The sequence below is a fragment of the Actinoplanes sp. HUAS TT8 genome, assembly GCF_051380535.1.
In the GTDB taxonomy this organism is placed as follows: Bacteria; Actinomycetota; Actinomycetes; order Mycobacteriales; family Micromonosporaceae; genus Actinoplanes.
Genome location: NZ_CP195646.1, coordinates 1,754,843 through 1,779,408, shown reverse-complemented (window position 1 = coordinate 1,779,408; position 24,566 = coordinate 1,754,843). Strand labels below are relative to the sequence as shown.

Below are 24,566 nucleotides of genomic sequence, written 5' to 3'. Positions count from 1 at the left end.
CTCAGGACAGGCTGGAACCGCTGACCTTCGGGTTGCCCGCGCCCAGGTAGAAGATGCCGGGCAGCCCGGCCGTCTCGAAGCCGGCACTCGGGTTCTTCCGCAGTTTCGAGTTGCGGATGACCACGGTCCCGGTGCGGTCGTTGCTGACGAAGAAGATCGCGCCGCCGCCCTCGACGGCCTTGTTGCCCTCGATGATCGTGCCGTCCACGGTCAGCGTCATCTTGTTGCCGTCGTTGTAGATGGCGCCGCCGCTGCCCCCGCCCGGGGTGCCCGAACGTGCCGGGTTGGCGCCCTTGCCGACCGCCGAGTTGCCGGAGAAGTAGCTGTTCAGGACCGTCCAGGACACGCCGATGCTGCTGAGCGCGGAACCGTTGGAGCACACCCCGCCGGTGAACGTGCTACCGACGACGTAGACCGGCGTGTCGCCGCCCTGGTCCAGGACGCGGATCGCCGCGCCGCCCAGGTCCGGGCCCGTACGCTCGCATTTGTTGTCGGTGAATCTCGCATTGACCACCTTGAGGTGGCCGCCGCGGACGAAGATCGCGCCACCGCCGCCGCCCTCGGTGGCCTCGCCGGTGCTGTTGCCGCCGGTGAACGCCATGTTCTGGACGGTCAGGCGGGGTGTGTCCTGGTCCTGGCAGTGCGAGGTGGTCCAGCCCTGCGCCTGGTCACACGTGTTCATGTAGAGGATCCGGCGTTTGCCGCCACCGCTGAGCGTGACCTTGTTGCCGCCGTCGAGCACCAGCGTGGTGTGCGCGTTCTTCACCTTGGCGGTGGCCGTCATGGTGATCGTGACCGGCGCCGGGCCGCAGTCGAACGTGATGATGCCGCCGGCCGCGACCGCTTTCACGACCGCGGCGGAGGTGCAGCTGGCCGGGGTGCCGGTGCCGACCGTGCGGTCCGGTTTGCCGGTTTTAACGGGTTTTGCCGCCGACGGGACGGTGGCTTTGCCCGCGGCGTTGCCGGGTTTGGGGAGGAACGTCTCCTTGACCGTCTTCTTCGGAGTCGGCGTCACCGACGCGGACGGCGCGGCGGACGGGACCGTCGAGGCCGACGCCGACCCGGCCGGGGCCTCGGCGGCGGCCGAGGCGGGCGCGGCGACGAAATCGACCGGATCCTCACCCTTGTCCGTGGAGGAGCACGCACCCACCATGAGCAGGGTCAACAGCCCGGCCACCAGTCCCCGTCGATTTCGCACCGGGCGATGCTAGCGGTTCGAAAAGATCAAGTGGGGGCCACGCCGGACGAGGCTCGGACGACCAGGCTCGTCGGCAGGACCACCTCGCCGACGGCCACCCCGGTCCGGCCCAGCAGCAGATCCAGCCCGACCGCCCCGGCCCGGTCCTTCGGCACGGAGACACTGGTCAGCGGCGGATGGGTCATCGCGGCCAGGCTCACGTCGTCGAACCCGACCACGCTGACCCGCCCCGGCACCGAGGCGCCGCGCGCGGCCAGCCGGTGCAGCAACCCGAGCGCGACCAGGTCGTTGTAGGCCAGCACGGCCGTCGCCGGACTGGCCAGCACCAGGTCACCGGCGAGGAGCCCGCCGTCGAAGGTCGGCGACACCGATCCGAGCGCCAGTATCGACAGACCGGCCAGCGCCTCGACCCGCTGCCGGGTCGCCCACGACCCTTCCGGGCCCGAGACGTAGGCGATCTCGGTGTGCCCGAGTGCCCGCAGATGCCCGACGGCCTGCCGGATCCCGTCGGCGATGTCCGCGACCACCGACGACATTCCGGGCACCTGCCGGTGCAGCAGCACCGTGGTCTCCGGGTCGGCGGCGGCCAGGATCTCCGCGTCGGACGCCCGCGGCGAGCACAGCAACAACCCGTCCGTGTTGCGCCCGAGCGTGGCGATCGCCTCCAGCTCGGCGACCGGATCCTCGTCCGTGTCCGTGATGAAGACGCCGCAGTCGACGGCCCGCGCCCGCGCGCTCACGCCCTTGGCCACGTCCGCGAAGAACGGATTGCGAAGATCAGGGACGATCAACCCCAGATTTCCCGTACGGCCGGTGATCAGTCCCCGGGCCGCCCGGTTCACCCGATAGCCCAGCCGGGTGGCCGCCTCCACCACGGTCTCCCGGGTCGCGGCGCTCACGGTGCCGCCGGTCAGCGCCCGCGAAACGGTCGACACCGAGACGCCGGCCTCACGCGCGACGTCCTGCACGGTCGTGCGCATCACACCCGGTCCCCCGCCCCCGTAACCAGCTCCGCGCCAGCATAACGACCACCCGGCCCACCCCCACCGCACGGTCACACCACCCCACCCAGCGACCGCGGCGGGCGCTTCTCGCGGGTCCCTCGGGGCCGGGGACACCCTCGAGAGCGAGTGGCGGCGGGCTCGCGGGCGGGGCGCACGGTTCGGATGCGGGCGAGTTTGTTGCGCCGGCCGGGGCCGCCCGCGGACCGGAAGAGGGCTGAGACCTGGTTACGGGGTTTTGTGGTTTGACCGCGACCAACCGATCACGTCGCCCTTGCGGGCCTCGCGTTCTGGGCGCGCCAGCGCCCTGCGAGGGTCGGAAGGGTCCCCGCGGGAGCGACGGTCTGTACCCCCGCAGAGATAGGCAAAAATGAATTTGATCTTAAGCTGGGATGATGGCGACGCCGGCCGAGTGCAGGGCCCGCAACGTGGGGTGAGCCGGGTCGGCGTCGGTGACGAGGCCGGTGATCGCGCTGGGCGGCAGGACCGTGAAGGGCGAAGCGGTACCGATCTTCTCGGCGCTGGCCAGCACGTAGGTTTCCGCGGCCCGGCCGGCCAGGGTTCGTTTCATCGCGGCCTCGTCGGCGTCACCGGTGGTGAGGCCGGCCTCGTGGTGCACCCCGGTCACGCCGAGCAGGAAGATGTCGGCGGTGATGCCCCGGGCGGCTTCGGCGGTCGCGGCGCCGCAGGTCACGGCCGAGTGCTTGAAGAGACGGCCGCCCAGGACGTAGACGTCGACCGTGGGGTGGGCGACGAGCGCGGCGGCGACGGTGGGACTGTGCGTGACGATCGTGGCGGTCAGGGCCGGCGGGAGGGCGGCAGTGACGGCCAGGGCGGTGGTGCCGCCGTCGAGCAGGACCGTGGCGCCGGGGCGGATCAGCGCGGCGGCCGCGGCGGCGACGCGTTCCTTGCCGGCGATCGCGACCGTCGTGCGCGTGGCGTAGTCGGCGACGGCCGGTGAGACCGGCAGCGCGCCGCCGTAGACGCGCTGGCAGAGGCCGGCGGCGGCGAGTTCGCGCAGGTCGCGGCGGATCATGTCCTCGGTGACGCCGAGGGAGCCGGCGATCTCCTTGGCGATCACTTTGCCGTCGGTCTGCAGGCGGGACAGCAGGACGTCGCGACGCTCCGCGGCCAGCATCCGTGTTTCTCCTCATTGCTGTCGACTCTTGCGCGTTTTCTCGCCTACATTAGCGCCATGACCTCACGACCCGGTATCGACATCCCTGACGCGCGGGGGCGCACCGGCCTCGACCAGGCCGGGCGCGAGCTCACCGGCAATCCGGATGTGACCGTTCTCGACGTGGAGCTGCTGGCGACCGCGTGGCACGTGCTGCGACGGACGACCTACGACTTCCGGCGCCGGGACGGCACGGTCGGCCGGGAGCAGCGGGAGACCTACGACCGGGGCGACGGCGCGACCGTCCTGCTCTACGACGTGGAGCGGGAGACGGTGCTGCTCACGCGGCAGTTCCGCTATCCGGTGTACGTGAACGGCCACCCCGACGGCATGTTCCTGGAGACGGCGGCCGGGCTGCTGGACGGGGACGACCCGGCGGCGGCGATCCGGCGCGAGGCGAGCGAGGAGCTGGGCGTGGTGATCGGTGAGCTGGAGCCGGTTTTCGCGGTATGGACCAGTCCGGGCTCGGTGACCGAAAGGGTTCACTGTTTCGCGGCGCCCTACACGGCCGAGTCCCGGGTCGGGCCGGGCGGTGGGCTGGCCGACGACGGGGAGGACATCGCGGCGGTCGAGCTGCCGTTCGCCGAGACCCTGAAGCAGATCGAGAGCGGCGAGATCGCCGACGCCAAGACGATCATGCTGCTGCAGTGGGCGGCGCTGAGCGGCCCGTTCCGGCACGCCGCCCCACCGGCTCGATAGGGGTGCCATATATTTGCGCGATGGCAAACACCGAGCGCGTCCTGGATGTCCTGATCGTCGACGACGACGACGCCGACACCCTGATGATCGAGGAAGCGCTGATGGCCGCCTCGCCCCCACCGGCGGTGCACCGGGTCGCCGACGGCAGCGAGGCGATCGAGTACCTGCGCCGGCAGGGCCGCTACACCGACGCCAACCGGCCGGACCTGATCCTGCTGGACCTGAACATGCCACGGATGAGCGGACACGAGGTCCTGGCCGAGGTGAAGAACGACGAGCAGCTCAAGAGCATCCCGGTGGTGGTGCTGACCACGTCGACCGCGCTGCCGGACATCACCGCGAGCTACACGCGGCACGCCAACGCGTTCGTGACCAAGCCGATGGATCTCGACGGGTTCGAGGCGGCCGTTCTCAAGATCAAGCGCTTCTACAACGAGACCGCTGTCCTTCCGGGGGACAGAGAATCGTGAAACGCCTCACCCTCCGTAGAAGTTAGGTGAGCCTTATCAGGCCATCTAGCTGCGAAAACAGCTCCCAGGCAGGTTTCCGGCAGGTAAGACGAAACTTGATCTGAACCTAGGTTGAAGTTTTACAGTTCGTCTTCGCCCGGAGGTCGATCTTGGCTTGGGCTGGATTCGTCGCTACGAGTTGAGTGTGAGGGAAGCGCCATGGACCGCCCCCTGAGGGTTGCCGTCATCGGAGCCGGCCCGGCCGGCATCTACGCCGCCGACCACCTCATCAAAGCCAACCCGGACGTCACCGTCGACATCCTCGACAAGCTGCCCACCCCCTACGGCCTGATCCGCTACGGCGTGGCCCCCGACCACCCGCGGATCAAGGAGATCATCAACGCGCTGTTCCGGGTCCTCGACAACCCGCGCATCCGGTTCATCGGCAACGTCGCGTACGGCGTCGACGTCAAGCCGGAGGAGCTGAGCCGCTTCTACGACGCCACGATCATCTCGACCGGCGCCGAGAAGGACCGGGCCCTGGACATCCCCGGCATCGACCTGCAGGGCAGCTTCGGCGGCGCCGACTTCGCGTCCTGGTACAACGGCCACCCGGACGTGTCCCGCGAGTGGCCCCTGGAGGCCACCGAGGTCGCCGTGATCGGCGCCGGCAACGTCGCCATCGACGTCGCCCGGATCCTGGCCAAGACCGCCGACGAGCTGCTCGTCACCGAGATCCCGGACAACGTCTACCAGGCGCTCAAGCAGAGCCCGGTCACCGACGTGCACCTGTTCTCCCGGCGCGGCCCGGCCCAGGTCAAGTTCACCCCGCAGGAGCTGCGCGAGCTCGACCACTCGCCCAACGTCGAGGTCATCGTGCACCCCGAGGGCATCGAGTTCGACGAGGGCAGCCTGGAGGCGATGCGCCAGACCCGGCACGTCAAGATGTGCGTGGACATCCTGCAGAACTGGGCCGTGCGCGACCCGCGGGACCGGCCGCGCCGCCTGCACCTGTACTTCCTGCAGGCCCCGGTCGAGGTGCTGGGCGAGGACGGCAAGGTCGTCGGCCTGCGCACCGAGACGCAGGAGCTGACCGGTGACGGCTGGGTCCGCGGCACCGGCGAGTTCACCGACTGGAACGTGCAGGCCGTCTACCGGGCCGTCGGCTACCTGAGCAGCGCGCTGCCGGACCTGCCGTTCGACACCAAGACCGGCACCATCCCGCACGCGGCCGGACGGGTCCTGGACCTCGACGGCGAGCACATCCCGGGCATGTACGTGGCCGGCTGGATCAAGCGCGGTCCGGTGGGCCTTATCGGTCACACCAAGGGCTGCTCGGGCGAGACCGTCACCAGCCTGCTGGCCGACCTGGACAAGCTGACCCAGGCGCCGCAGCACGACCCGGCCGAGGTGATCTCCTACCTCGAGCAGCGCGGGATCCCGTACACCACGTGGGCGGGCTGGCAGAAGCTGGACGCCCACGAGGTCGCGCTCGGCGAGGCGCAGGGCCGCAAGCGCGTGAAGGTAGTCCCCCGGGACGAGATGACCGGCATCAGCAACGACTAGGTCAGGCACCGTGCAGGAAGGCGGCCGACCGCCCCGGGAGCTCACGCTGTTGTAGCGGATCTCAACCGTGGCCGATCGGCCGCCACCTAGGCCGGCAACCCGAACCGGGTCGCCGGCCAGTTTTTCATCTCAGAGCGGGCGGATGTTCTCCGCCTGGAGGCCCTTCTGGCCCTGGGTGACCTGGAACTCCACCCGCTGGTTCTCCTCAAGGCTGCGGAAGCCGGAGGTCGCGATCGCGGAGAAGTGCGCGAACACGTCCGGGCCGCCGTCGTCCTGGGTGATGAAGCCGAAGCCCTTGTCGCTGTTGAACCACTTGACGGTGCCGGTGGCCATGATCTCTCCCTGCTGATTCGACACGTGATCGTTGAGGTTCGACAAACAAAAAACGCCTGGCGGGCCGAGATGCCCATCAGGCGTTTGAAGTACGTCTCAGGAAACTAGAACCTGCAACGCCGTCACCGTAGCACGACGCGGGGTCAACGAACGGACCCGAGGACGGAAACCTCGGTGATCCCCGAGTCCTCGGCGGCACCGAGTCCGGTGATGCGATAACTGCGCAACACCTGCAGCCACTGTTCGGGCACGTGACCCCGTCCCGGGTCTCCGACCAGGACCGTCGCGCCGCGCGCGGTCGCCCGGCGCAGGAAACCGGTCATCCGGGTCGCCAGGTCACGGTCGTAGAAGGCGTCCCCGACCAGAACCACCTCGGCGTCCCCGCCGTCACCGCCGAGCAGATCACCTTCGAGCAGGCGCAGGTTCACGGCGTTGACGTCGGCGTTCATGGCCGCGGCGGCGCACGCGTACGGATCGATGTCGTTGGCCGTCACCGCACCCGCCCCGGCCCGGGCCGCGGCGATCCCGGCCACACCGCCGCCGCACGCCACGTCGAGCACCCGGCGACCGGCCACCAGGTCGGGATGATCCAGCAGATATCGGGCGAGGGCCTGGCCGCCGGCCCACGCGTTCGTCCAGAACGGGTGGAACGTCGTATCAGCCTCGATCTCCAGGCGCGCCTGGAGCACGATCGCGTCGTCGGCCAGGTAGAGACGCAGCTCCGGCACGAACGGTAAGCGCACGAGCCGCAGGCCGTCGTAGTCGCCGGAACCGGAGGTGAGAAAACGGGCAAGCGAAGTTCCGGAAAGCCTCGGCACGGCACGCTCCTGTCATGAGGGCCGCGCCCGGGCACAGAACGGCTGGCCCCGACAGTACGCGACCGGACCGGCCCACACCCCACGACGTGGTCACACATGACCCGTCCGGGTGCGGGCCGGCCTCGATCAGTTCCGGTCAGGCCGTGGTGCCGGGGTTGTACTGCAACGTCCAGCGGTACGCCTGCACCAGCCGGGTGTCGAATCCGGACGCCGACCCCCACAGGAAGATCCGGAAGCGCCGATAGAGCTCCTCGCCCCAGCGGGCCACGATCTCCTCGCGCCGGGAGTCCAGGCGTTTCGCCCACTCCCGGCACGTCAGGTAGTAGTTGTGCCGGTCGTCCTGGACGCTGAGCAGGTCGAACGGCGAGCGGGCGACCTGGTGCAGATACTGGTGGAGCAGCAGCGGTGCCGAGCGGCCCGGATACACGTACTGCTTGAAGAACGTCGACGCGGTGTGCTTGCGCCGCATCGCGAGCGCGTCGAGATAGACGCGTCCGCCGGGCTTGAGCAGTCGCGCGTACGTCTTCAGGGTCGTCGCGTAGTCGGGCAGGTGCTCGGTCACGCCCATGTTGACGATCGCGTCGAACGCCTCGGGCGACTCGTACCTGAAGATGTGCTCGCGCACCACGGTGACCGGCAGCTTCTCCCGCGTGAACAGCTCGTTCAGGAACTTCTCGGACTCCACGGCCAGGGTGACCGTGGTGACGTCGATGCCCCGGCGGGCGGCGTGCTCGGAGAACGCGCCCCAGCCACCGCCGACCTCGAGGACCCGGTCACCCGGTTTCACCCCGAGGTCGTCCAGGGCGATGTCGAGCTTGCGGGTGACCGCGTCCTCCAGCGGCTCGTCGTCGCCGGCGAAGACCCCCTGGGTGTAACAGCGGTGCCGCTCGTCGAGGAAGGTGAGGAAGAAGTCGGACTCCTCGTCGTAGTGCTGCGAGATGGCGCGCCGGTCGTGGTCGGTCTTGCCGTGCCACAACGACGGCGCCCACCGGCCCACGAACGCGACGGGATGGATGTCGGAGAAGAACCTGCGCATGTTCAGTGCGGCGCCGAGGTCACCCTCGACGTCGAGATGCCCTCGCAGGTACGCCACCGCGACCTGCAGCTGATCGAGCGACGCCAGTGCGTCGTGGCCCGCGTCGTCGCGGACCACGAAGCAGAATCTGGACGGAGTGGACTCGCTGACACCGTACGAGAGCGTCTTGCCCTCGCGAGTCAGGATCTCGAAGGGAATCGGGGTGCGGTCACGGAAGAATTCGTCGTAACGCCGGCTGAAGACGTCGGCCAAGGAACGCCGCCTCATGCCGTGATCCTGCCACCAACATCAGGCAGCGATCAATGCGTTCTGCTCCCGCATGGCCCACGGCGAGCCGTACTCGGTGAGCAGGTCGAGGAACGGCCGCGGCGGGAACGCCTCCGGGCCGAGCACGCCGGCGCCGGTCCACACCCCGGTCGCGAGCAACTCGCAGGCGACGACCGGGTTGATCGCGGTCTGCCAGACCACGGCCTGACTGCCGTACTCCTTCATCGACCACTCGTTGTCGACCACGTGGTAGAGGTAGACCTCGCGCGGTGCGCCGTCCTTGGCGCCGCGCACCCAGGTGCCGGCGCACGTCTTGCCGCGCATCCGCTCGCCCAGCTGGGCCGGGTCGGGCAGGCTGGCCGCGACCACGTCCCGCGGGGAGACGGTCACCGGGCCGTTCGGGCCGGGCACGATCACCCCGTCGGTCTTGTCGAGTCCGATCTGGTGCAGGGTCCGGAGCGTACGGATGAAGTCCTCGCCCAGCCCGTACTTGAACGTCACCCGGCGCGCGCCCACCCAGCGCGGGATGAGCAGCACCTCCTCGTGCTCCACGTTGACGCACTGCACCGGGCCGATCCCCTCGGGGAAGTCGAACACCTCGGGCTCGCTGAACGGCGCCGTGGTGAACCAGCCACGGCCGGCCTCCCACACCACCGGCGGGTTCAGGCACTCCTCGATCGTCGTCCAGATGTTGAACGACGGCGCGAACTCGTAACCGTCGACGGTCAGATTCCCACCGTCACGTACGCCGATCTCGTCGATCTCGTCGAACAGTTCGTCGGCCGCGTAGCGGGCGAACACGTCCGACAGCCCCGGCTCGACGCCCATGCCGACCAGGGCCAGCGCGCCCTTGCTCTCCCACACGGTCTGCTCGGCGAACTGGGCGTCGCCCAGCTTCACGCCGGTCTTGGAGTACGGCGCGTCCGGGTGCGGCCGGGACAGTGACATCGCCATGTCCAGGTAGGTCACCCCGGCTTCCTGCGCCGCCTCGAACAGCGACACCACGAAGCGCGGGTCGGTCGCGTTGAGCAGCACGTCACAGCCGGACCGGCCGAGCAGCGCGACGACGGCCGCCGGGTCGGACGCGTCCACCCGCTCGGCCCGGAAGCGGGGGTCACCGACCGACGCCACCGCGGCCTGGGCCCGGCCCAGGTCGTAGTCGGCCACCACCATCTCGTCGAAGAACGGCCGCCGCGCCGCGATCCGGGTGATCGCCGTGCCGACGCCGCCCGCACCCACCAGCAGGACACGCATGACCTGCTCCTTTCATTGCCTTTCACGACAAAACTTTCCGGGGCCCCGCACAGATCAAACTTTCTTCCGGGGCGTAAGGTCAACTGTGTTGGCATAAGAAGTTCGAGGTGAGCGATGCCGAAGGCAGTGGTCAGCGAGGAGAAACGGCGCCGTCGCCGGCCCACCCGCAGCGGCCGGGTGCTGTCCGAACATCTGATCATCGATACGGCGTTACGCCTGCTCAGAGAGCACGGGAGCACCGGTCTGAGCGCCCGCCGGCTGGGGCTCGCGCTGGACTGCGACCCCAGTGCGCTCTATCGATATTTCCGCGGCATGGACGACCTGACATTGGCGATCGGGGACACACTCATCGGGCAGGCGCTCGACGGGTGGCGGCCCAGCGACTCCTGGCGCGACGACCTGCGGCGGCTCGGGATGCGGATCCATGCGGCCTACGTGGCCCATCCGCAGGCCGCGGTCCTGACGACCAGCCGGGTGACCGGGCGGGCCAACGAACTCGCGGCCGACGAGGCCGTGCTCGGGGTGCTGCGGGCGGCGGGGCTGCCGGTGGGCGAGGCGGTGCGGGTCTATCACGCGTTCATCGACCAGACCCTGGCCTTCGCCGCCCTGGACGCGGCGTCGCTGGCGCTGCCGAACGCGGCCCTGCGGGCCGAGGACGAGGTCTGGCGATCGACGTACGGGCACCTGCCGGCGGCCTCGCACCCGAACATCGCGGCGGCGGCTCCCCTGCTGGCCGCCGAGATGGTGCGCAGCGCCTATCCGTCGGCTTTGGACCTGTTGCTGGACGCGGTCGCCGCCCGGCTGACGGGCTGACCCGCTCCGCCCCGGCCCCGCGGTTCCGGGTCGACAGCGGGCCCGAGCCGGATGACGGACACCGAGTCGACTGCCGACACAGGCGCGGTTGCTATGGTCCGGGCGTGCCGAATCACGTCCGGGCAGCACGTTCGCTCGGTCTTCTGGTGCTCGTGCTGGCCTGTGTTCCCGGCGTGGGCGGCGACGTGGTCCCGCCGTCGACCGGGCCGCCGCCACCGGCCGGTGCGGCCGGGCCGCCGTCGCCCGTGTTCGGGCCGCCGATGTCCGCGATGGAGGTGCTGGCCGGGCCCGCGCGGCCGTCCGATCTGGACGTGATGACGTTCAACCTGCGGTATGCCGGCAGTGCGGGCGCGAACACGTGGGCGCAGCGCCGTCCGGTGATGCGGACGTTGCTCACGCTGGAACAACCGGATCTGATCGGCACCCAGGAGGGGCTTCCCGATCAGGTACGGGACGTGGCCGCCGACCTGGGCGAGGGCTACGCGCACTTCGGGCTCGGCCGTGAGGGTGGCGACAACGGCGAGCACATGGCGATCTTCTACAACACGGCCCGGCTGCGCGTGCTGCGGTCGGGGGACTTCTGGCTCTCCGCGACACCGCAGGTCCCGGGGTCGATCAGCTGGGGTTCGGCGCACGTGCGCATGGTGACCTGGGCGCTGTTCACCGACCGGTCGAGCGGGCACCGGTTCTTCGCCGTCAACACCCACCTGGACAACGTCAGCGAGAACGCCCGCCGCCACGCCGCCGAGCTGATCATGACGACGCTGGCCGGGTTCGAGAAGCTGCCGGTGGTGCTGACCGGGGACTTCAACAGCCCGGGCGACGGGACCAGCCAGGTCCATCGGCTGCTGACCGGCCGGGCCGGGCTGCGCGACACGTGGACGACCGCGCCGATCCGCGGGCCGGCCTGGGCGACCATCCACAACTATCAAGCCCTGGTCCCGGACGGCGAGCGCGACGACTGGATCCTCACCACGCCGGACGTCACCGCGTCGGCGATCCTGATGAACACCTACCGCGACCACGGGCAGTACCCGAGCGACCACCTACCGGTCCAGGTCCGCGTCCGGCTGCCCTGACCGACGACTGTCGATCATTGCTGAGGGCTACCACCCGGTAACACCCCGGCGTAGCGTCACGGCCAAGGCACGTCCGACGTCGGAGGGGTGTGAACCGATGACCACGACGCACGGGAAACCGGCAGACGTCTCGGAGAAGCAGGCCCGCCAGGTGGCCGAGGCCGCCCGCGAGTCCGAGTGGCGAAAACCGAGCTTCGGGAAGGAACTCTTCCTCGGCAAGTTCCGCCTGGACCTGATCGATCCGTGGCCCCAGGCGCCGCAGAGCCCCGACGCCGACGATTTCCTGCACAAACTTCGCGCGTACGTGCGTGACGACCTCGACGGCGAGCAGATCGAGCGCGACGCCCGCATCCCCGACGAGGCGTTCCGGGAGCTGGCGCGGCTCGGGGCGTTCGGCATGAAGATCGACAAGGAGTACGGCGGGCTCGGCCTGTCCAACCTGCACTACTGCAAGGCGCTGACGATGATCGGCTCCGTGAGCGCCTCGACCGCCGCGCTGCTCTCGGCCCATCAGTCGATCGGGGTGCCCCAGCCGCTGAAACTGTTCGGCTCCGCCGTACAGAAGCAGGCGTTTCTGCCTCGTCTGGCCGGTGGGGAGGTTTCCGCGTTCCTGCTCACCGAGCCGGACGTCGGGTCGGACCCGGCGCGGCTCGGCACCGTCGCCGAGCCGGTCGACGGGGGTTTCCGGCTCAACGGCGTGAAACTGTGGGCGACCAACGGCACGGTGGCGACGCTGCTGGTGGTGATGGCGCGCGTGCCCGAGAAGGGGATCACCGCGTTCGTCGTCGAGGGCGACTCCCCCGGCATCACCGTCGAGCGGCGCAACGCGTTCCTCGGGCTGCGCGGCCTGGAGAACAGCGTGACCCGCTTCCACGACGTGTTCGTGCCGGCCGAGAACGTGATCGGCGGCCTCGGCAAGGGGCTGCGCATCGCGCTGACCACGCTGAACACCGGACGGCTGTCACTGCCGGCGATGTGCGTGGGCGCGGGCAAGCGGGCGCTGGCGATCGCCCGCGAATGGTCGGCCGATCGCGTGCAGTGGGGGCGGCCGGTCGGCGCCCACGAGGCGGTCGCGGCCAAGATCTCGTTCATCGCGGCTACGACGTACGCGATGGAATCGATGCTCGATCTCTGTTGCCTGATCGCCGACGACGCGCGCAACGACATCCGGATCGAGGCGGCGCTGGTGAAACTGTTCGCCAGCGAGATGGGCTGGAAGATCGCCGACGAGCTGATCCAGATCCGGGGCGGGCGCGGCTACGAGACCAACGACTCGCTGCGGGCGCGCGGCGAGCGCACCGCCGAGGCCGAGCAGATGCTGCGCGACATGCGGATCAACCGGATCTTCGAGGGCTCGACCGAGATCATGCACCTGCTGATCGCCCGGGAGGCGGTGGACGCGCACCTGTCGGTGGCCGGCGACATCATCGACCCCGACGCCGGCCTGGCCACCAAGGCCCGGGCCGGTGCGCGCGCCGGGAAGTTCTACGCGACATGGCTGCCGACGCTCGCGGTCGGCCGCGGGCAGAATCCGGCCGAGTTCGGCCGGTTCGGGCCCCTGGCCGCGCATCTGCGGTACGTCGAACGCGCGTCCCGCAAACTGGCCCGTTCCACGTTCTACGCGATGTCGCGCTGGCAGGGGAAACTCGAACGCAAGCAGGGCTTCCTGGGCCGGATCGTGGACATCGGCGCGGAACTGTTCGCCATGTCGGCCGCGTGCGTGCGCGCCCACGCGTCGCAGAACGCGCCCGAGCTGGAGCTGGCCGACCTGTTCTGCCGGCAGGCCCGGATCCGCACCGAGGCGCTGTTCGCCGCCCTCTGGGACAACACCGACAGCCTGGACGCGAAAGCGGCCCGGCGGGTGCTCGACGGGCGGTACGCGTTCCTGGAGGAGGGTGTCGTCAATCCGGCCTCGGACGCGGCCTGGGTGGCCGCCTGGCAGCCCGGCCCGGCCACCGTCGACGACGTCCGCCGGCGCATTTCCTAAGGTCAGCGTCCCCGTTGACGAACACCACAGTGATCTTGAGGGAGGGATGGGCTAGGGTTACCAGAAGGTGAACGGAAGTTGATCGCAAAAGGAACGGGGAGTCGTCAAGGGTGCAAGGCAACGAGCTCACGGCATCGCGCGCCCGGCGACCCGCCTCCCGTCACCACGCCAAGAACCTCGGCAAATGGGGCTACTGGGTGCCCCCGGCGGGCCGGCCCAAACTCACCGGCCAGGCCGAACGCGTCGAGCTGAAGGTCGTCTCGAGTGAACGGCAGTGCCGCTCGCTGAAGATCGAGCGCGCCGCCGCGCAGACCCGCCGGGTGTTCTTCCTCGACACGCCGGACCTGGCGCTCTACCGCCACGGCCTGGTCGTACGGATCCGCGACCTGGGCGACCGCCCGGACGACGCGGTCGTCAAGCTGCGCCCGATCGACTCGCACACCGTGCCGAAATGGCTGCGCCGGCAGAACACCCTGGAAGTCGAGATCGACGCGATGCCCGGGCAGCGCGTCTGCTCCGGCTCGCTGAAGGTGCGCCTGGGCCGCGGCGTCGTCGCCCGCACCCGGGCGGCCGGCCGCCCGCTGGCCAAACTCCTCGCCCAGCCGCAGCGGCGGCTGCTCGCGGCGTGCGCGCCCGGCGGCCTCGACCTCGGCGAGCTGGCCGTGTTCGGGCCGGTCGAGGTCCACAAGCACAAGTTCCAGCCGGCCGGCTTCGACCGTCAGCTGGCCGCCGAGAAGTGGGCCTTCCCGGACGGCTCGACCGTGCTGGAGCTGTCCACGCGCTGCCCGGTCGGCCAGGCGCCCGAGGTGGCGACCCGGCTCACCGCGATCCTCAGCGCGCACGGCGTGTCACCGTCCGAGCCGCAGCTGACCAAGACCGAGATGACGCTGCGTTACTCCACAGCCGACTGGGCGGCCTAGGCCGGCGGGGTGAAGCCGAGGCTCGGCAGCGGCGCCAGACCGGACCGCTCGACCTCGCTCACCGCCGCCACCACGCGCCCCTCGATGCCGGTCGGCAGCCGCTTCGACCCGCCCGCGGCGATCCCGGCCGTGACCAGTTGCGGCCCGGCCACGACCAGAGCCGCCGACTGACGGTCGGTGACACCGAGCTGCCCCGAGACCGGCCGCCCGACCAGGCCGCGCACGGCGTCCGCGGGCACCTTCCCCGATCCGCACCGATCCCCGGACGCGGGCCGGTCGCCGACCCCGCAACGGCCGGCGTCCAGCGCCGCGCGGGCCACCTCGGCCGCCACCACCTGGGAGCACTCCGGGCCGGGGCTGGGCACGGCCTGCCCGTCGGCGGAGACGACCCGCACGACCGGCAGCGGCTCACAGTGCTTCCCGTCGGCGGCCAGCGTCGCGTACGCCGTGGCCAGGTCGAGCGGGCTGGTCCGGGAGATCCCGAGCGTGAACGCGCCCCAGTTCGGCGCGATGTCCGGCCCGGCCATGCTCTCGTCCTGCTCGTAGAACCGGATGCCGAGCCGACGGGCCACGTCCACGACCCTGTCCGCCCCGACCTTCTCCTCCAGCGCCACGAGATAGGTCACCACCGAGTGCCCGAACCCCTCCCACATCGTCCGCTTCCCCGACCGGTAGGCCGGGTCATCGAGGTTCCGCGGGCACCAGTGGTCGCCCTCGCAGGCGCTCGGGTCGGACGGCCAGGTCCGGTACCGCGACGTGAACCGCGCCTCGGTGTCGATCGTGTCGCTCGGCGACATCCCCTGCTCCAACGCCGCCACCAGCGTGAACATCCCGAACGTCATGCCGCCGTTGAAGTAGGCCCCGCCCTCCGAGGCGAGCGGCTGACCGATCGGGCCGGGCACGGTCCCCTGCCACTGGAACGGGCTCGGCGACGCGGACGGCGTCCCGAACACCCGGTCGGCGACCATCACCCGGACCAGCCCCGAACCCGGCTCCACCGTCGCCGCCGCGAACGCCTTGGGACTGGCCTCCGGCAGCACCCCGCCGGCCCGCTTCTGCGCGACCCGCTGCAGCGCGACGTCCAGCGAACCGACGATCCGGTAGCCGCCGGAGCTCAGGCTAGTGAGGCCCTTGTGCTGCTCCCACCACGTGGCCACGTAGTCGCAGTAGAAGCCGTAGGCCGAACCGGCGCAGGCCGCGTGCGGGTCACCGGTGTCGAAACGGGCGATCAGCGTGGTGCCGTCGCTCGCGTACAGCTCCGACGGCACCGGTCGCGGCGCCGGCGACGACACCGCGGGCGGCGCCCCGGCCGGCTCGGGCGACGGCGGATCCGGCCGCACCACGACCGCGATCACGGCGACGAGCAGCACGCCCGCCGCCACACTCAACCAGGCACGAAGCCTCAACCCGATCCCCCCGTAGATCGTCCGGCGTGGACGATCGAGGATCATAGCGCCCGCCGTACATCGAAGATTGTCGTTTGCAATGTGGCATCAGAACCATGACGACCTGCTAATAAATCGTTGATCGTCAATCAAAAATTGGTTCCTAGCCTGATGTTCAGGCGTCGACACCGGCGCCGGAATCGGGAGGAACACCATGCGACACCAAGCCGCCGCCGTCCTCACCGGCATCACCCTCGCCGTCGTGGCGACGTCACCGGCCTACGCGGCCGAGGCGACCGGAACGGTCCTCAACGCGGACAGCGTCACCGCGATCGACGGCACCTACCTGGTCACCCTGACGTCCGACGTCGACAAGGCCCGCGCCGACCGGCTGGCCGCCCGCTACGGCGGAACGGTCGACCGGATCTTCGGGCACGCCGTCGAGGGCTACACGGCCCACCTGACCGCCCGCCAGGCCGCGCGACTGGCCGCCGATCCGTCGGTGGCGAGCGTGGAGGCCGACCAGACGGTGCGGATCACCGACACCCAGAGCTCCGCGCCGTGGGGCCTGGACCGCATCGACCAGCGGGCGTTGCCGCTGAGCGGCACCTACACCTACGGCCCGAGCAGCGGCACCACCGTCTACGTGATCGACACCGGGATCACCGTCACGCACCAGGACTTCGGCGGCCGGGCGAGCTACGGTTACGACGCGGTCGACGGGGACAGCGTCGCGCAGGACGGCAACGGGCACGGGACGTTCGTGTCGGCGGTCGCGGTCGGGAGTACGTACGGCGTCGCCAAGAGCGCCAACGTGGTCGGCGTCCGCGTGCTGGACAACAACGGCTCGGGCACCACGGCGGGCGTCATCGCCGGCATCGACTGGGTCACCGCCCACGCCGTCGCCGGTCGCTCCGTGGCCAACCTGAGCCTGGGCGGCGGCACCAGCAGCACACTCGACGCCGCGGTGCGCCGGTCGATCACGGCCGGGATTCCGTATGCGATCGCCGCCGGCAACTCCGGCGCCAACGCCGGCACCAGCTCCCCGGCCCGCGTCACCGAGGCGCTGACGGTCGGCGCCACCGGCAAGACCGACGCGAAGGCCTCCTGGTCCAACTACGGTTCCGTGCTCGACCTGTTCGCGCCCGGCGTCGACATCACCTCGGCCTGGCGCACCAGCAACACCGCCACCTACACCGGCAGCGGCACCTCGTTCTCCTCCCCGCACGTCGCCGGCGCCGCCGCCCTCTACCTCACCGCCCACCCCGGCGCCTCGGTCGCCACCGTCAACGCCGCCGTCATCGCCGCCGCCACCACCGGCGTCGTCACCAGCGCCGGCTCCGGCTCCCCCAACCGCCTGCTCTACACCGGCAGCCTGAGCAGCTGAAAATCCAGATCACATTCATGATGTCCTAGCTCCGCTGTGGTCCGGACCGTCGCTCCCGCGGGGACCCTTCCGGGCTGAGCAGGCCGCTGGCGCGGCCAGAACGCTCAGCCCGGAAGGGCGATCTGCGTGGGTGGTCCCGCTCAAACCAAAACCCGCCCACACCTCCCCCACCCCGGACACTCCCACCCAGCACCAGCCGCACCCCCGCCAGCGCTCCGCGGCTGACACTGCCCGGCTGGTGCTGCCCAGCTGGCGCACCCCGGCTGGTGCTGCCCAGCTGGCGCACCCCGGCCGGTACTGCCCGGCTGGTGCTGCCCAGCTGGCGCACCCCGGCCGGTACTGCCCGGCTGGTGGTGCCCGGCTGGTGGTGCCCGGCTGGTGCTCATGGCTGGTGGTGCCCGGCTGGTGCTCATGGCTGTTTTCGAGCTCGAAAACAGCCATGAGCACCAGCCGAGACCCGGACCCGCGCCGCCGGCCGGACCGAAAACGCACCTCGCGTACCCGTCCGCGAGCCCCGCCGGCCACGCCAGGCCCGGCCGCGACGCACGGCCCCGGCTGGTGCTCAGGGCTGCTTTTCGGGCCCGCAACGACCGTGAGCGCCAGCTGAGGGCGGGACCGCGGCGCTGGATCGGGCGGCGCGGGGGCTCGGCTGGCGCTCAGGGTTGTTTCCCGGGGTCGGACACGACCCTCAGGACCAGCCGGCTGGCGCGAGTCGCGCAGCGGGCCGGGGGTGAGGGGCTTCGCGGTGGGGCGAAGCCCCTCGGGGTCGTTAGACTTCGGGGTGGCAGTTCAACTGTGCGACGCGAGGGATCGCGGCGCGGCCTCGGGAGGGTGTTGCAGCACCTTCTCGGGGCTCTGTCCGTGGAACGGACAGGGGGTCAGTCACAGAACACCCGGACCTTGGCGTCGGGCTGGTCGACCTCGACCGTCATGTCGTCCAGCAGCTCGACCAGCTCTTCCAGCTGCTCGGGCTTGAGCTGGGTCAGGTCGAACGGGATGCCGTTCTTGCTGAGTTCCTCGTTGGCCTTGCCGAGCGCCTGCGGCGGGATCAGCGCGGCCAGCCGGACGCCGGCCCGCAGCAGCTGGAGCGGGACGCGGACGTTGACGCGGCCCGGCTCGCCGCCTTCCATGGTGTCGACCTCGACCCGCAGGTATTTCGGTTTGCCGGCCGGGCGGAGGTCGGACGGGGTCACGTTGGCCGGGCGGTCGCGGTCGAGGGCGGCGATCAGTTGCTCCGCCTCGTCCGCGGTGATCTTGCCCTCGGCGAGCATGTCGAGGATGTCCTTGCGCTGTTCGTTCATGATTTTCGCTCCCCTATCGGATGCTGACGAGCACGGTCGAGCGTCCCTCGTGGACGTCGACCCGGGTGCCGGACAGGGCGCAGAAGAACCGCCAGCCCGAGCTGAACGCGAGCGGCACCGAGATCCGGTAGATCACGCACGCGACGACCGCGACCAGCGCGGCCAGGACCAGGAGCGGCGAGAACACCAGCGCCACCGGGAGGACCGGGACCCAGATCCGGATCGGCCGGTGTTCCGGCCGCCGCACCAGGACGGTGAACAGCTGCGGCATCATGACGCGCCACCGCCGTTCAGCTCCTGGAGGGCCTGCTGCGCGGTGATCTCGCCGCGCCGCAGCCGGTCGATGACCTCCGACCGCGGCGGCGCCGGGTCGGTGTCGACGAAGTCGAGCAGCTGAGAAACCCGATTCAGCCGTGACTTGATCGTCGGGTAGCTGACCCCGAAGATCCGCTCCATCTCCTTGATGGAGCCGTGGCACCGCACGAACGCCGTCACGAACACCTGGTCCTCGACGCTGAGCTGAGCCAACTGCGGCGGCTCGAACCCACCCTCGATGGCGACGCCGCTGTCAGCCAGGCGCACCCGTTCGACGACGAACGGCCGGCCCCTGGTCAGGTTCGTCAGCTCCTGCCAGTCCAACACCCGCTCTGTCATAACTCAAGTTATAGACCGGTCAGGTATTAACTTTCAACAAGTCGATCTTAACTTTTTTAATCCGAGGGGAGATTCAGCCGCGGCTACCCCTTGAGAACCTCGTTGCGCTCGGCGAGCACCCGCAACAACGGCGGTACGTCGTACCGTCCGAGTTCCGCCTCGATGAGCACCAGCGAGTCGGTCGCCGACGCCGCGACCTCCAGTGAGTGCCGCAGCTCAGCCGCGGTCCGGGCGGCCCGGTACTCCACCTTGTCCCCGGTCAGCGCCGACGCCAGGTAGCTCCAGTCCCACGACGCCACGTCGTTGTACCCGGCGTCGGGGCTCTGCAGCGCCCGCTCGATCGTGTAGCCCCGGTTGTTAAGCAGCACGATGATCGGCGTCAGCCCGTGCGCCGCGATCGTGCTCAGCTCCTGCACGGTCATCTGCGCGGCACCGTCCCCGATGAACAGGATCGGACGGCGTCCCGGGTCGGCCAGGCCCTGCCCGAGCACGGCGGGCAGCGCGTACCCGATGGAGTTCCAGATCGGCTGACCGACCATGACCGTGTCGTCGGGCAGCCGCAGCGACGCCGCGCCCCAGAACGAGGTCCCGGTGTCGGCCAGTACGGCGGTCCCGGACGGCAGCCAGTCCTGCACGGTCGCCCAGAGCCCGTCCTGGGTCAGCGGCTCGTGCGGATCGACGACGGCGGCGGGAACGCAAGCGGCGGGAGCGGCGGCCACGGAGGCGAAGCGGTGTCGCGCGGACAGCTCCCCGAGGGCCCGGACCGCCGCGGGCAGCAGTTCCGCCCCGACCTGGATCACCTGGTCATCGGGCTGGCGGTGGGTGAAGAAGCCGGAGAGGACATCGCTGTGCACGACGCCCAGCTCGATCACGAGGTCGGCCCCGGCGACCTGTTCGAAGGCGCCGGTGTCCACCATCGTCCCCGCGTACGTGCCGCGGAACAGCGGCTCGGACTCGTCGATCACGCCCTTGGCCGCGAGAGTCGTCACGAACGGGATGTTCGCCTGCCGGGCGGCCGCCAGGACCGCCTCGCCGAGGCCGAAGCGCGCGACCAGGTGACCGACGACGATCACCGGGCGGGACGCGGCCGCGAACCGATCGCTCAGGGACACCGGGAAGGTGGGCATCGCGGGGGTCAGGGGACGGTCCAGCGGTGCCGGGTCGACCAGCAGCGTCGCCAGGTCCTGCGGGATGCTCAGGTACGCCGGTTTGCGGTGCGTCATCGCGGCCAGCAGCACGGCGTCGACCTGCTCGGTCGCCCGCTCCGCGATCACGCTCTCCTGGTGCACGGTGACCTGCGCGTACGCCATCTCGAACCGATCGAAGACCCCGTCGGCGAGAGTGTGGTGGACCTTGCGGCGCCCGACCACCGCCGCGGTCGCCGGCGCACCGACGACGTGGACGACCGGCACGTCCTCGGCCGCGCTTCCGGCGATCGCGTTGATGCAGCTCAGCTCGCCGACGCCGTACGTCGAGACGATCACCGAGAGGCCACGCGCCCGCGCGTAGGCATCGGCCGCATACCCGGCTCCGAGCTCGTTCGGCGAGCCCACCCAGCGCAGCCCCGGCACGGTGGTGAGGTGGTCGAGCAGGGTGAGGTTGAAGTCGCCGGGCACACCGAAGAGGTGTCCGACTCCGGCCTGGGTGAGACGGCGCCCGAGGTACTCGGCCAGGGTGATCATCATGCCGACACCCTCAGGGGTGCCACACAATCTGTGCAACTGATCGGCCTTGATCTGGTCAAAGTGTCCAGCTGCCAAGGGCAGAAGTCGTCAGACCTGCACATGTTGATCATGACGACGATCACAGCGCCGCCCGGAGCAGGACGGCGCTGTGACCGATTCAGCTCACCGGTTCGTCGACCGGGGAGGCCGGGGAGGTCGGGGAGGCCGAAGCGGCCGGCACCCGGTCGTGGCGCAGCGAGGACCGCGCCGTCTCCCGCGCCGCCAGCACGGCCAGGATCGTCAGCACCGACGCCACCGTCATGTAGATCGCCACGGCCGTGGTGTTCGGATGATGCACGTCCCCGAGCAGCTTGAGCGCGATGATCGGCGCCAGCGCGCCGGCCAGGATCGAGGCGAGCTGGTAGCCGACCGACGCGCCCGTGTACCGCACCGACGTCCCGAACAGCTCGGCGAAGAACGCGGCCTGCGGCGCGTACATCAGGGAATGCAGGATCAGACCGACGAGCACCGCCAGAATGATCTTCGGCTCCGACCGGCTGCCGATCAGACCGAAGAAGACGTACGACCACAGGGCGATCCCGACCGCACCGGCCAGGTAGAGCGGGCGCCGGCCGACCCGGTCCGACAACGCCCCGAGGATCGGCACCAGGACGAACTGCACGGCCGAGCCGATCAGCAGCGCGGTCAGGATCTTGCTCTTGTCCGCACTGGTCCCCGCGAACGTCGTCAGGTAGGTGATGGAGATGACCGTGACCAGGTAGTACGCGATGTTCTCGGCCAGCCGCATGCCCATCGCCAGGATGACCTCCCGCGGGTAACGCCTGATCACTTCGAGCAGCGGCTGGTGCTCTTTCGACGACCGCGAGGCCAGCGACGCCCGCGCCTCCTGGAAGACCGGCGATTCCTCGACGGAGAGCCGCACCCAGAGCCCGACCAGCACGAGCACCGCGCTGAGCAGGAACGGGATGCGCCAGCCCCAGGACTTGAACGCCTCGTCGGACTGGACCAGCGCGAGCAGCCACAGCACCCCGGTGGCCAGCATGTTGCCGAGCGCGACGCCGGCCTGCGGCCACGACGACCAGAAGCCGCGGCGCGCGTCGTCGCCGTGCTCGGCGGCCATCAGCACCGCGCCGCCCCATTCGCCGCCGACCGCGAAGCCCTGCAGGAGCCGGCAGACCAGGAGCAGGATCGGGGCGCCGACGCCGATCGACGCGTACGTCGGCAGCAGTCCGATCGCGACCGTGGCCAGACCCATCAGCATGAGCGAGACGATGAGCATCTTCTTGCGGCCGACCCGGTCGCCGAAGTGGCCGAAGACCACCCCGCCGAGCGGGCGGGCGACGAACCCGAGGGCGTAGGTGCCGAAGGCGAGGAGCGTGCCGGTGACCGGATCCGACTTCGGGAAGAACAGCGTGCCGAAGACCAGGGCGGCGGCGGAGCCGTAAAGGAAGAAGTCGTACCACTCCACGGCGGTACCGACCAGGGAAGCGAAGACGACCTTGACGATCGGGGCACGTGCGGTGGTCGACATGTGCATCCTCTCCAAAGGTGTGACGTAGGTTACGGGGACGCTACGTCCACGCAGGTCACGAAGCCCATGGATCCGATCCACACATCCAACTGCCGCTATATGGGGTCAACCCCCAGAGAGAGCCGGTTCAGCCGCAGGGCCAGCTGGAGGTCCAGAACCCGGCGCGGGTGCTGCCAGTCGTCGCCGAGCAGCTGGGCGACCCGGTCCAGGCGCTGGGTGACCGTGTTGACGTGCACGTGCAGCGCCTCGGCCGCCTTGGCCAGCCCGCCGCCCTGGTCGAAGTAGACCTCCAGGGTGGTGACCAGGGCGGTGCCGCGGCGGGCGTCGTAGTCGATCACCGGGCCGAGGATGCCGCGCACGAACCCGGTGACGTCGCGCCGCTCGCCGAGCAGCAGACCGACGTACCCCAGCTCCTCGGTCCCGGCCCCGGAGCCCGAGCGACCGAGAGTGATCAGCGCACTGAGGCACTGGTCGGCCTCACGGTAGGCGGGCGCGACCGCCGCCGCGCCCCGGGCCGGACCGGCGCCACCGGCCGTGACCGGCCGCCCCAGCGCCCGGCTGAGCTCCTTGGCCACCTGCCGGGCAGTCCCGGCCGGATCCTCCCCGGGCAGCAGCAGCGTGACCCGGCCGTCGCGGGTCATGGCCAGGCCACGGCGCCCGGCCGCGAAGCTGCGGGCCCAGGAGACCGCGCGCTGGCGCAGGCCGTCGCCGGTGTCGTCGCCGGCCGCCACGATCACGTACGGCCCGTCCAGGTCCAGCCCGAGCCGGGCGGCCCGGTCGCGCACCGCGTCGGCGTCCCGCACCGGGCGGCTGATCAGGTCGTCGAGCAGGTCGCCGCGGACCTGGGCCTCGGCCTCGGCCACGGTCCGGCGGAAGAGCAGCAGCAGGGCGGTGACCTGCGCGGCCCGTTCCAGGATGCGCTGGTCGGCCGGGGCGAGCGGGGTGTCTGGCCGGAAGACCAGCGCGCCCAGGTTGTCGGCGCCGGCCACCACGGCGGCGATGATCAGGTCGTTGCGGCGGACGCTGCGGCCCTCCCCGCGGGACGCGGCGACCGCCTCGCCGACCGTGGTCTCCTCGGGCTCGGGCAGCAGGACGGTGCTGCCCGGCGTGCGGGCGGTGGCCAGGGTGCGGCCCTGCGCGTCGATCACCAGCAGCGCGCCGTTGAGCACGTCGACCAGGTCGGCGGCGACGTCGTCGACTCCCCCGCCGCGCAGCACCAGGGCGGTCATCCGGTCGTGGGCGTTGGCCGCGCGCTCCACCGACTCGCTGTGCGCCTGGATCGTGGAGTTCGCCGCGGACAGCTCGGCCAGGGCGGTCTGGGTCTCGGTGAGCAGCCGCGCGGTGTCCAGCGCGACCGCGGCGTGCGCGGCCAGCGACAGCAGCAGCGCGACCTCCTCGCGGGCGAACGGCCGCTCGGCCCGGTTGGCCGCGAACAGCACGCCGATCACCGCCGAGCCGAGCCGCATCGGCACGCCCAGGATGGCGATCAGGCCCTCGTCGCCGACACCGTGGTCGATGTCGCTGGTGTGCGCGAAGCGGGCGTCGGCCGGGTAGTTGGCGGTCGCGTACGGCGTCCCGGTCAGCGCGACCAGCCCGCCCAGTCCGGCACCGGGCGGCAGCCGCAGCTTCTGGAAGCTGGCCGCGACCGAACCGTCGGTGATCCGCATGTACGTGTCGCCGCGCTCGGCGTCGTTCAGCGTCATGTACGACACGTCGGCGTTGAGCAGTGTCCGCGCCCGGTGCACGATCGCCCGCAGCACCGCGTCGACGTCCCGCAGCCCGGCCAGGTCACCGGCGGTGTCGTAGAGCGCGGACAGCTCCTCCTCGCGCCGGCGCCGGCGTTCGAGCAGCGCCCGCGTCTTGAGCGCGAGCAGTTTGGCCTGCTCCAGCTCGTCCAGCTCGGGCGCGGCGGCACCGGCGGCCCGGGCCGCGATCAGCGGGCGCTCGAACTCCACCAGGGCGGCCTCGCGCGCGAGCAGGTCCAGGTATTCGAGTCCCCGCGACATGTGCGCCACCCTACGGCCCG

The 24,566-nt window shown here is 70.6% G+C and carries 22 protein-coding genes; 8 read left to right on the top strand and 14 right to left on the bottom strand.

The features are described 5' to 3' along the window. Nucleotide 1: 1 nt before the first annotated feature. From ACSHV8_RS07860 to ACSHV8_RS07850, 3 genes are all read right to left on the bottom strand, one after another. A complete protein-coding gene (locus ACSHV8_RS07860; RefSeq protein ID WP_436536711.1) occupies nt 2-1,153 on the bottom strand; it encodes a hypothetical protein in 1,152 nt (383 codons plus the stop codon). 71 nt (nt 1,154-1,224) lie between these two features. Continuing rightward, nucleotides 1,225-2,178, bottom strand: coding sequence for a LacI family DNA-binding transcriptional regulator (locus tag ACSHV8_RS07855; protein ID WP_436530861.1), 954 nt, complete (start codon nt 2,176-2,178; stop codon nt 1,225-1,227). 403 nt (nt 2,179-2,581) lie between these two features. After that, entirely contained in the window at nt 2,582-3,337 is a 756-nt protein-coding gene (locus ACSHV8_RS07850) for a DeoR/GlpR family DNA-binding transcription regulator (protein WP_436530859.1), read from the bottom strand. A gap of 57 nt (nt 3,338-3,394) precedes the next feature. Between ACSHV8_RS07850 and ACSHV8_RS07845 the strand changes: the two genes are divergently transcribed. The 3 genes from ACSHV8_RS07845 to ACSHV8_RS07835 all read left to right on the top strand — a co-directional run bounded on the left by ACSHV8_RS07845 (nt 3,395) and on the right by ACSHV8_RS07835 (nt 6,090). Next, a complete protein-coding gene (locus ACSHV8_RS07845; protein WP_436530858.1) occupies nt 3,395-4,075 on the top strand; it encodes an NUDIX domain-containing protein in 681 nt (226 codons plus the stop codon). A 20-nt stretch (nt 4,076-4,095) separates the two neighbouring features. Beyond that, complete coding sequence (locus ACSHV8_RS07840; RefSeq protein ID WP_436530856.1) at nt 4,096-4,545, top strand: response regulator; 450 nt, start codon at nt 4,096-4,098, stop codon at nt 4,543-4,545. A gap of 198 nt (nt 4,546-4,743) precedes the next feature. After that, complete coding sequence (locus ACSHV8_RS07835) at nt 4,744-6,090, top strand: FAD-dependent oxidoreductase (RefSeq protein ID WP_436530854.1); 1,347 nt, start codon at nt 4,744-4,746, stop codon at nt 6,088-6,090. A 129-nt stretch (nt 6,091-6,219) separates the two neighbouring features. Here the strand turns inward: ACSHV8_RS07835 and ACSHV8_RS07830 are convergent, their stop codons facing one another. The 4 genes from ACSHV8_RS07830 to ACSHV8_RS07815 all read right to left on the bottom strand — a co-directional run bounded on the left by ACSHV8_RS07830 (nt 6,220) and on the right by ACSHV8_RS07815 (nt 9,798). Then, nucleotides 6,220-6,423 carry a cold-shock protein gene (locus ACSHV8_RS07830; protein WP_203683803.1) on the bottom strand — a complete coding sequence of 68 codons (204 nt, stop codon included), beginning with the start codon at nt 6,421-6,423 and terminating at the stop codon, nt 6,220-6,222. 143 nt (nt 6,424-6,566) lie between these two features. After that, the gene (locus tag ACSHV8_RS07825; RefSeq protein ID WP_436530852.1) at nt 6,567-7,241 is read right to left on the bottom strand and encodes a class I SAM-dependent methyltransferase; all 675 of its coding nucleotides are present in this window, start codon (nt 7,239-7,241) and stop codon (nt 6,567-6,569) included. 136 nt (nt 7,242-7,377) lie between these two features. Next, a complete protein-coding gene (locus ACSHV8_RS07820) occupies nt 7,378-8,544 on the bottom strand; it encodes a class I SAM-dependent methyltransferase (protein WP_436530850.1) in 1,167 nt (388 codons plus the stop codon). Between the two features lie 21 nt (nt 8,545-8,565). Next, nucleotides 8,566-9,798, bottom strand: coding sequence for a saccharopine dehydrogenase family protein (locus tag ACSHV8_RS07815; RefSeq protein ID WP_436530849.1), 1,233 nt, complete (start codon nt 9,796-9,798; stop codon nt 8,566-8,568). Between the two features lie 114 nt (nt 9,799-9,912). On the opposite strand from ACSHV8_RS07815, the gene ACSHV8_RS07810 reads away from it, so the two are divergent. The 4 genes from ACSHV8_RS07810 (at nt 9,913) to ACSHV8_RS07795 (ending at nt 14,597) form a co-directional block, all read left to right on the top strand. After that, nucleotides 9,913-10,611 carry a TetR/AcrR family transcriptional regulator gene (locus tag ACSHV8_RS07810; protein WP_436530847.1) on the top strand — a complete coding sequence of 233 codons (699 nt, stop codon included), beginning with the start codon at nt 9,913-9,915 and terminating at the stop codon, nt 10,609-10,611. 104 nt (nt 10,612-10,715) lie between these two features. Next, on the top strand, nt 10,716-11,690 hold the full coding sequence (locus ACSHV8_RS07805; RefSeq protein ID WP_436530845.1) for an endonuclease/exonuclease/phosphatase family protein: 975 nt from the start codon (nt 10,716-10,718) through the stop codon (nt 11,688-11,690). A 97-nt stretch (nt 11,691-11,787) separates the two neighbouring features. Next, nucleotides 11,788-13,677: an acyl-CoA dehydrogenase family protein gene (locus ACSHV8_RS07800; RefSeq protein ID WP_436530843.1), complete on the top strand. Its 1,890-nt coding sequence runs from the start codon at nt 11,788-11,790 to the stop codon at nt 13,675-13,677. Nucleotides 13,678-13,787: 110 nt separating this feature from the next. Further along, on the top strand, nt 13,788-14,597 hold the full coding sequence (locus tag ACSHV8_RS07795) for a hypothetical protein (protein ID WP_436530841.1): 810 nt from the start codon (nt 13,788-13,790) through the stop codon (nt 14,595-14,597). Here the strand turns inward: ACSHV8_RS07795 and ACSHV8_RS07790 are convergent. Next, nucleotides 14,594-16,048: a penicillin-binding transpeptidase domain-containing protein gene (locus ACSHV8_RS07790; protein ID WP_436530839.1), complete on the bottom strand. Its 1,455-nt coding sequence runs from the start codon at nt 16,046-16,048 to the stop codon at nt 14,594-14,596. The two genes, ACSHV8_RS07795 and ACSHV8_RS07790, sit on opposite strands and share 4 nt — an antisense overlap. 148 nt (nt 16,049-16,196) lie before the next feature. Between ACSHV8_RS07790 and ACSHV8_RS07785 the strand changes: the two genes are divergently transcribed. Then, nucleotides 16,197-17,369 (top strand): S8 family peptidase, encoded by a 1,173-nt coding sequence (locus ACSHV8_RS07785; protein WP_436530837.1) that lies wholly within the window; start codon nt 16,197-16,199, stop codon nt 17,367-17,369. 878 nt (nt 17,370-18,247) lie between these two features. Here the strand turns inward: ACSHV8_RS07785 and ACSHV8_RS07780 are convergent. From ACSHV8_RS07780 to ACSHV8_RS07755, 6 genes are all read right to left on the bottom strand, one after another. Continuing rightward, nucleotides 18,248-18,670, bottom strand: coding sequence for an SHOCT-like domain-containing protein (locus ACSHV8_RS07780; RefSeq protein ID WP_436530835.1), 423 nt, complete (start codon nt 18,668-18,670; stop codon nt 18,248-18,250). Nucleotides 18,671-18,683: 13 nt separating this feature from the next. After that, a complete protein-coding gene (locus ACSHV8_RS07775; RefSeq protein WP_436530833.1) occupies nt 18,684-18,944 on the bottom strand; it encodes a hypothetical protein in 261 nt (86 codons plus the stop codon). Beyond that, a complete protein-coding gene (locus tag ACSHV8_RS07770; protein ID WP_436530831.1) occupies nt 18,941-19,324 on the bottom strand; it encodes a DUF2089 domain-containing protein in 384 nt (127 codons plus the stop codon). The genes ACSHV8_RS07775 and ACSHV8_RS07770 overlap by 4 nt, the downstream gene beginning before the upstream one ends. A gap of 83 nt (nt 19,325-19,407) precedes the next feature. Next, nucleotides 19,408-21,009 carry an alpha-keto acid decarboxylase family protein gene (locus ACSHV8_RS07765; RefSeq protein ID WP_436530829.1) on the bottom strand — a complete coding sequence of 534 codons (1,602 nt, stop codon included), beginning with the start codon at nt 21,007-21,009 and terminating at the stop codon, nt 19,408-19,410. Between the two features lie 157 nt (nt 21,010-21,166). Continuing rightward, nucleotides 21,167-22,540: an MFS transporter gene (locus ACSHV8_RS07760; protein WP_436530827.1), complete on the bottom strand. Its 1,374-nt coding sequence runs from the start codon at nt 22,538-22,540 to the stop codon at nt 21,167-21,169. Nucleotides 22,541-22,635: 95 nt separating this feature from the next. Continuing rightward, entirely contained in the window at nt 22,636-24,546 is a 1,911-nt protein-coding gene (locus tag ACSHV8_RS07755) for a helix-turn-helix domain-containing protein (protein ID WP_436530825.1), read from the bottom strand. Nucleotides 24,547-24,566: the final 20 nt, after the last annotated feature.

Excerpts from the sequence above, each read along its gene's own strand:
- ACSHV8_RS07860 (WP_436536711.1), bottom strand. The coding sequence starts at position 1,153 with ATGGTGGGTGCGTGCTCCTCCACGGACAAGGGTGAGGATCCGGTCGAT.
- ACSHV8_RS07855 (WP_436530861.1), bottom strand. The coding sequence starts at position 2,178 with ATGCGCACGACCGTGCAGGACGTCGCGCGTGAGGCCGGCGTCTCGGTG.
- ACSHV8_RS07850 (WP_436530859.1), bottom strand. The coding sequence starts at position 3,337 with ATGCTGGCCGCGGAGCGTCGCGACGTCCTGCTGTCCCGCCTGCAGACC.
- ACSHV8_RS07845 (WP_436530858.1), top strand. The coding sequence starts at position 3,395 with ATGACCTCACGACCCGGTATCGACATCCCTGACGCGCGGGGGCGCACC.
- ACSHV8_RS07840 (WP_436530856.1), top strand. The coding sequence starts at position 4,096 with ATGGCAAACACCGAGCGCGTCCTGGATGTCCTGATCGTCGACGACGAC.
- ACSHV8_RS07835 (WP_436530854.1), top strand. The coding sequence starts at position 4,744 with ATGGACCGCCCCCTGAGGGTTGCCGTCATCGGAGCCGGCCCGGCCGGC.
- ACSHV8_RS07830 (WP_203683803.1), bottom strand. The coding sequence starts at position 6,423 with ATGGCCACCGGCACCGTCAAGTGGTTCAACAGCGACAAGGGCTTCGGC.
- ACSHV8_RS07820 (WP_436530850.1), bottom strand. The coding sequence starts at position 8,544 with ATGAGGCGGCGTTCCTTGGCCGACGTCTTCAGCCGGCGTTACGACGAA.
- ACSHV8_RS07815 (WP_436530849.1), bottom strand. The coding sequence starts at position 9,798 with ATGCGTGTCCTGCTGGTGGGTGCGGGCGGCGTCGGCACGGCGATCACC.
- ACSHV8_RS07810 (WP_436530847.1), top strand. The coding sequence starts at position 9,913 with ATGCCGAAGGCAGTGGTCAGCGAGGAGAAACGGCGCCGTCGCCGGCCC.
- ACSHV8_RS07800 (WP_436530843.1), top strand. The coding sequence starts at position 11,788 with ATGACCACGACGCACGGGAAACCGGCAGACGTCTCGGAGAAGCAGGCC.
- ACSHV8_RS07790 (WP_436530839.1), bottom strand. The coding sequence starts at position 16,048 with ATGATCCTCGATCGTCCACGCCGGACGATCTACGGGGGGATCGGGTTG.
- ACSHV8_RS07785 (WP_436530837.1), top strand. The coding sequence starts at position 16,197 with ATGCGACACCAAGCCGCCGCCGTCCTCACCGGCATCACCCTCGCCGTC.
- ACSHV8_RS07780 (WP_436530835.1), bottom strand. The coding sequence starts at position 18,670 with ATGAACGAACAGCGCAAGGACATCCTCGACATGCTCGCCGAGGGCAAG.
- ACSHV8_RS07775 (WP_436530833.1), bottom strand. The coding sequence starts at position 18,944 with ATGATGCCGCAGCTGTTCACCGTCCTGGTGCGGCGGCCGGAACACCGG.
- ACSHV8_RS07770 (WP_436530831.1), bottom strand. The coding sequence starts at position 19,324 with ATGACAGAGCGGGTGTTGGACTGGCAGGAGCTGACGAACCTGACCAGG.
- ACSHV8_RS07765 (WP_436530829.1), bottom strand. The coding sequence starts at position 21,009 with ATGATGATCACCCTGGCCGAGTACCTCGGGCGCCGTCTCACCCAGGCC.
- ACSHV8_RS07760 (WP_436530827.1), bottom strand. The coding sequence starts at position 22,540 with ATGTCGACCACCGCACGTGCCCCGATCGTCAAGGTCGTCTTCGCTTCC.
- ACSHV8_RS07755 (WP_436530825.1), bottom strand. The coding sequence starts at position 24,546 with ATGTCGCGGGGACTCGAATACCTGGACCTGCTCGCGCGCGAGGCCGCC.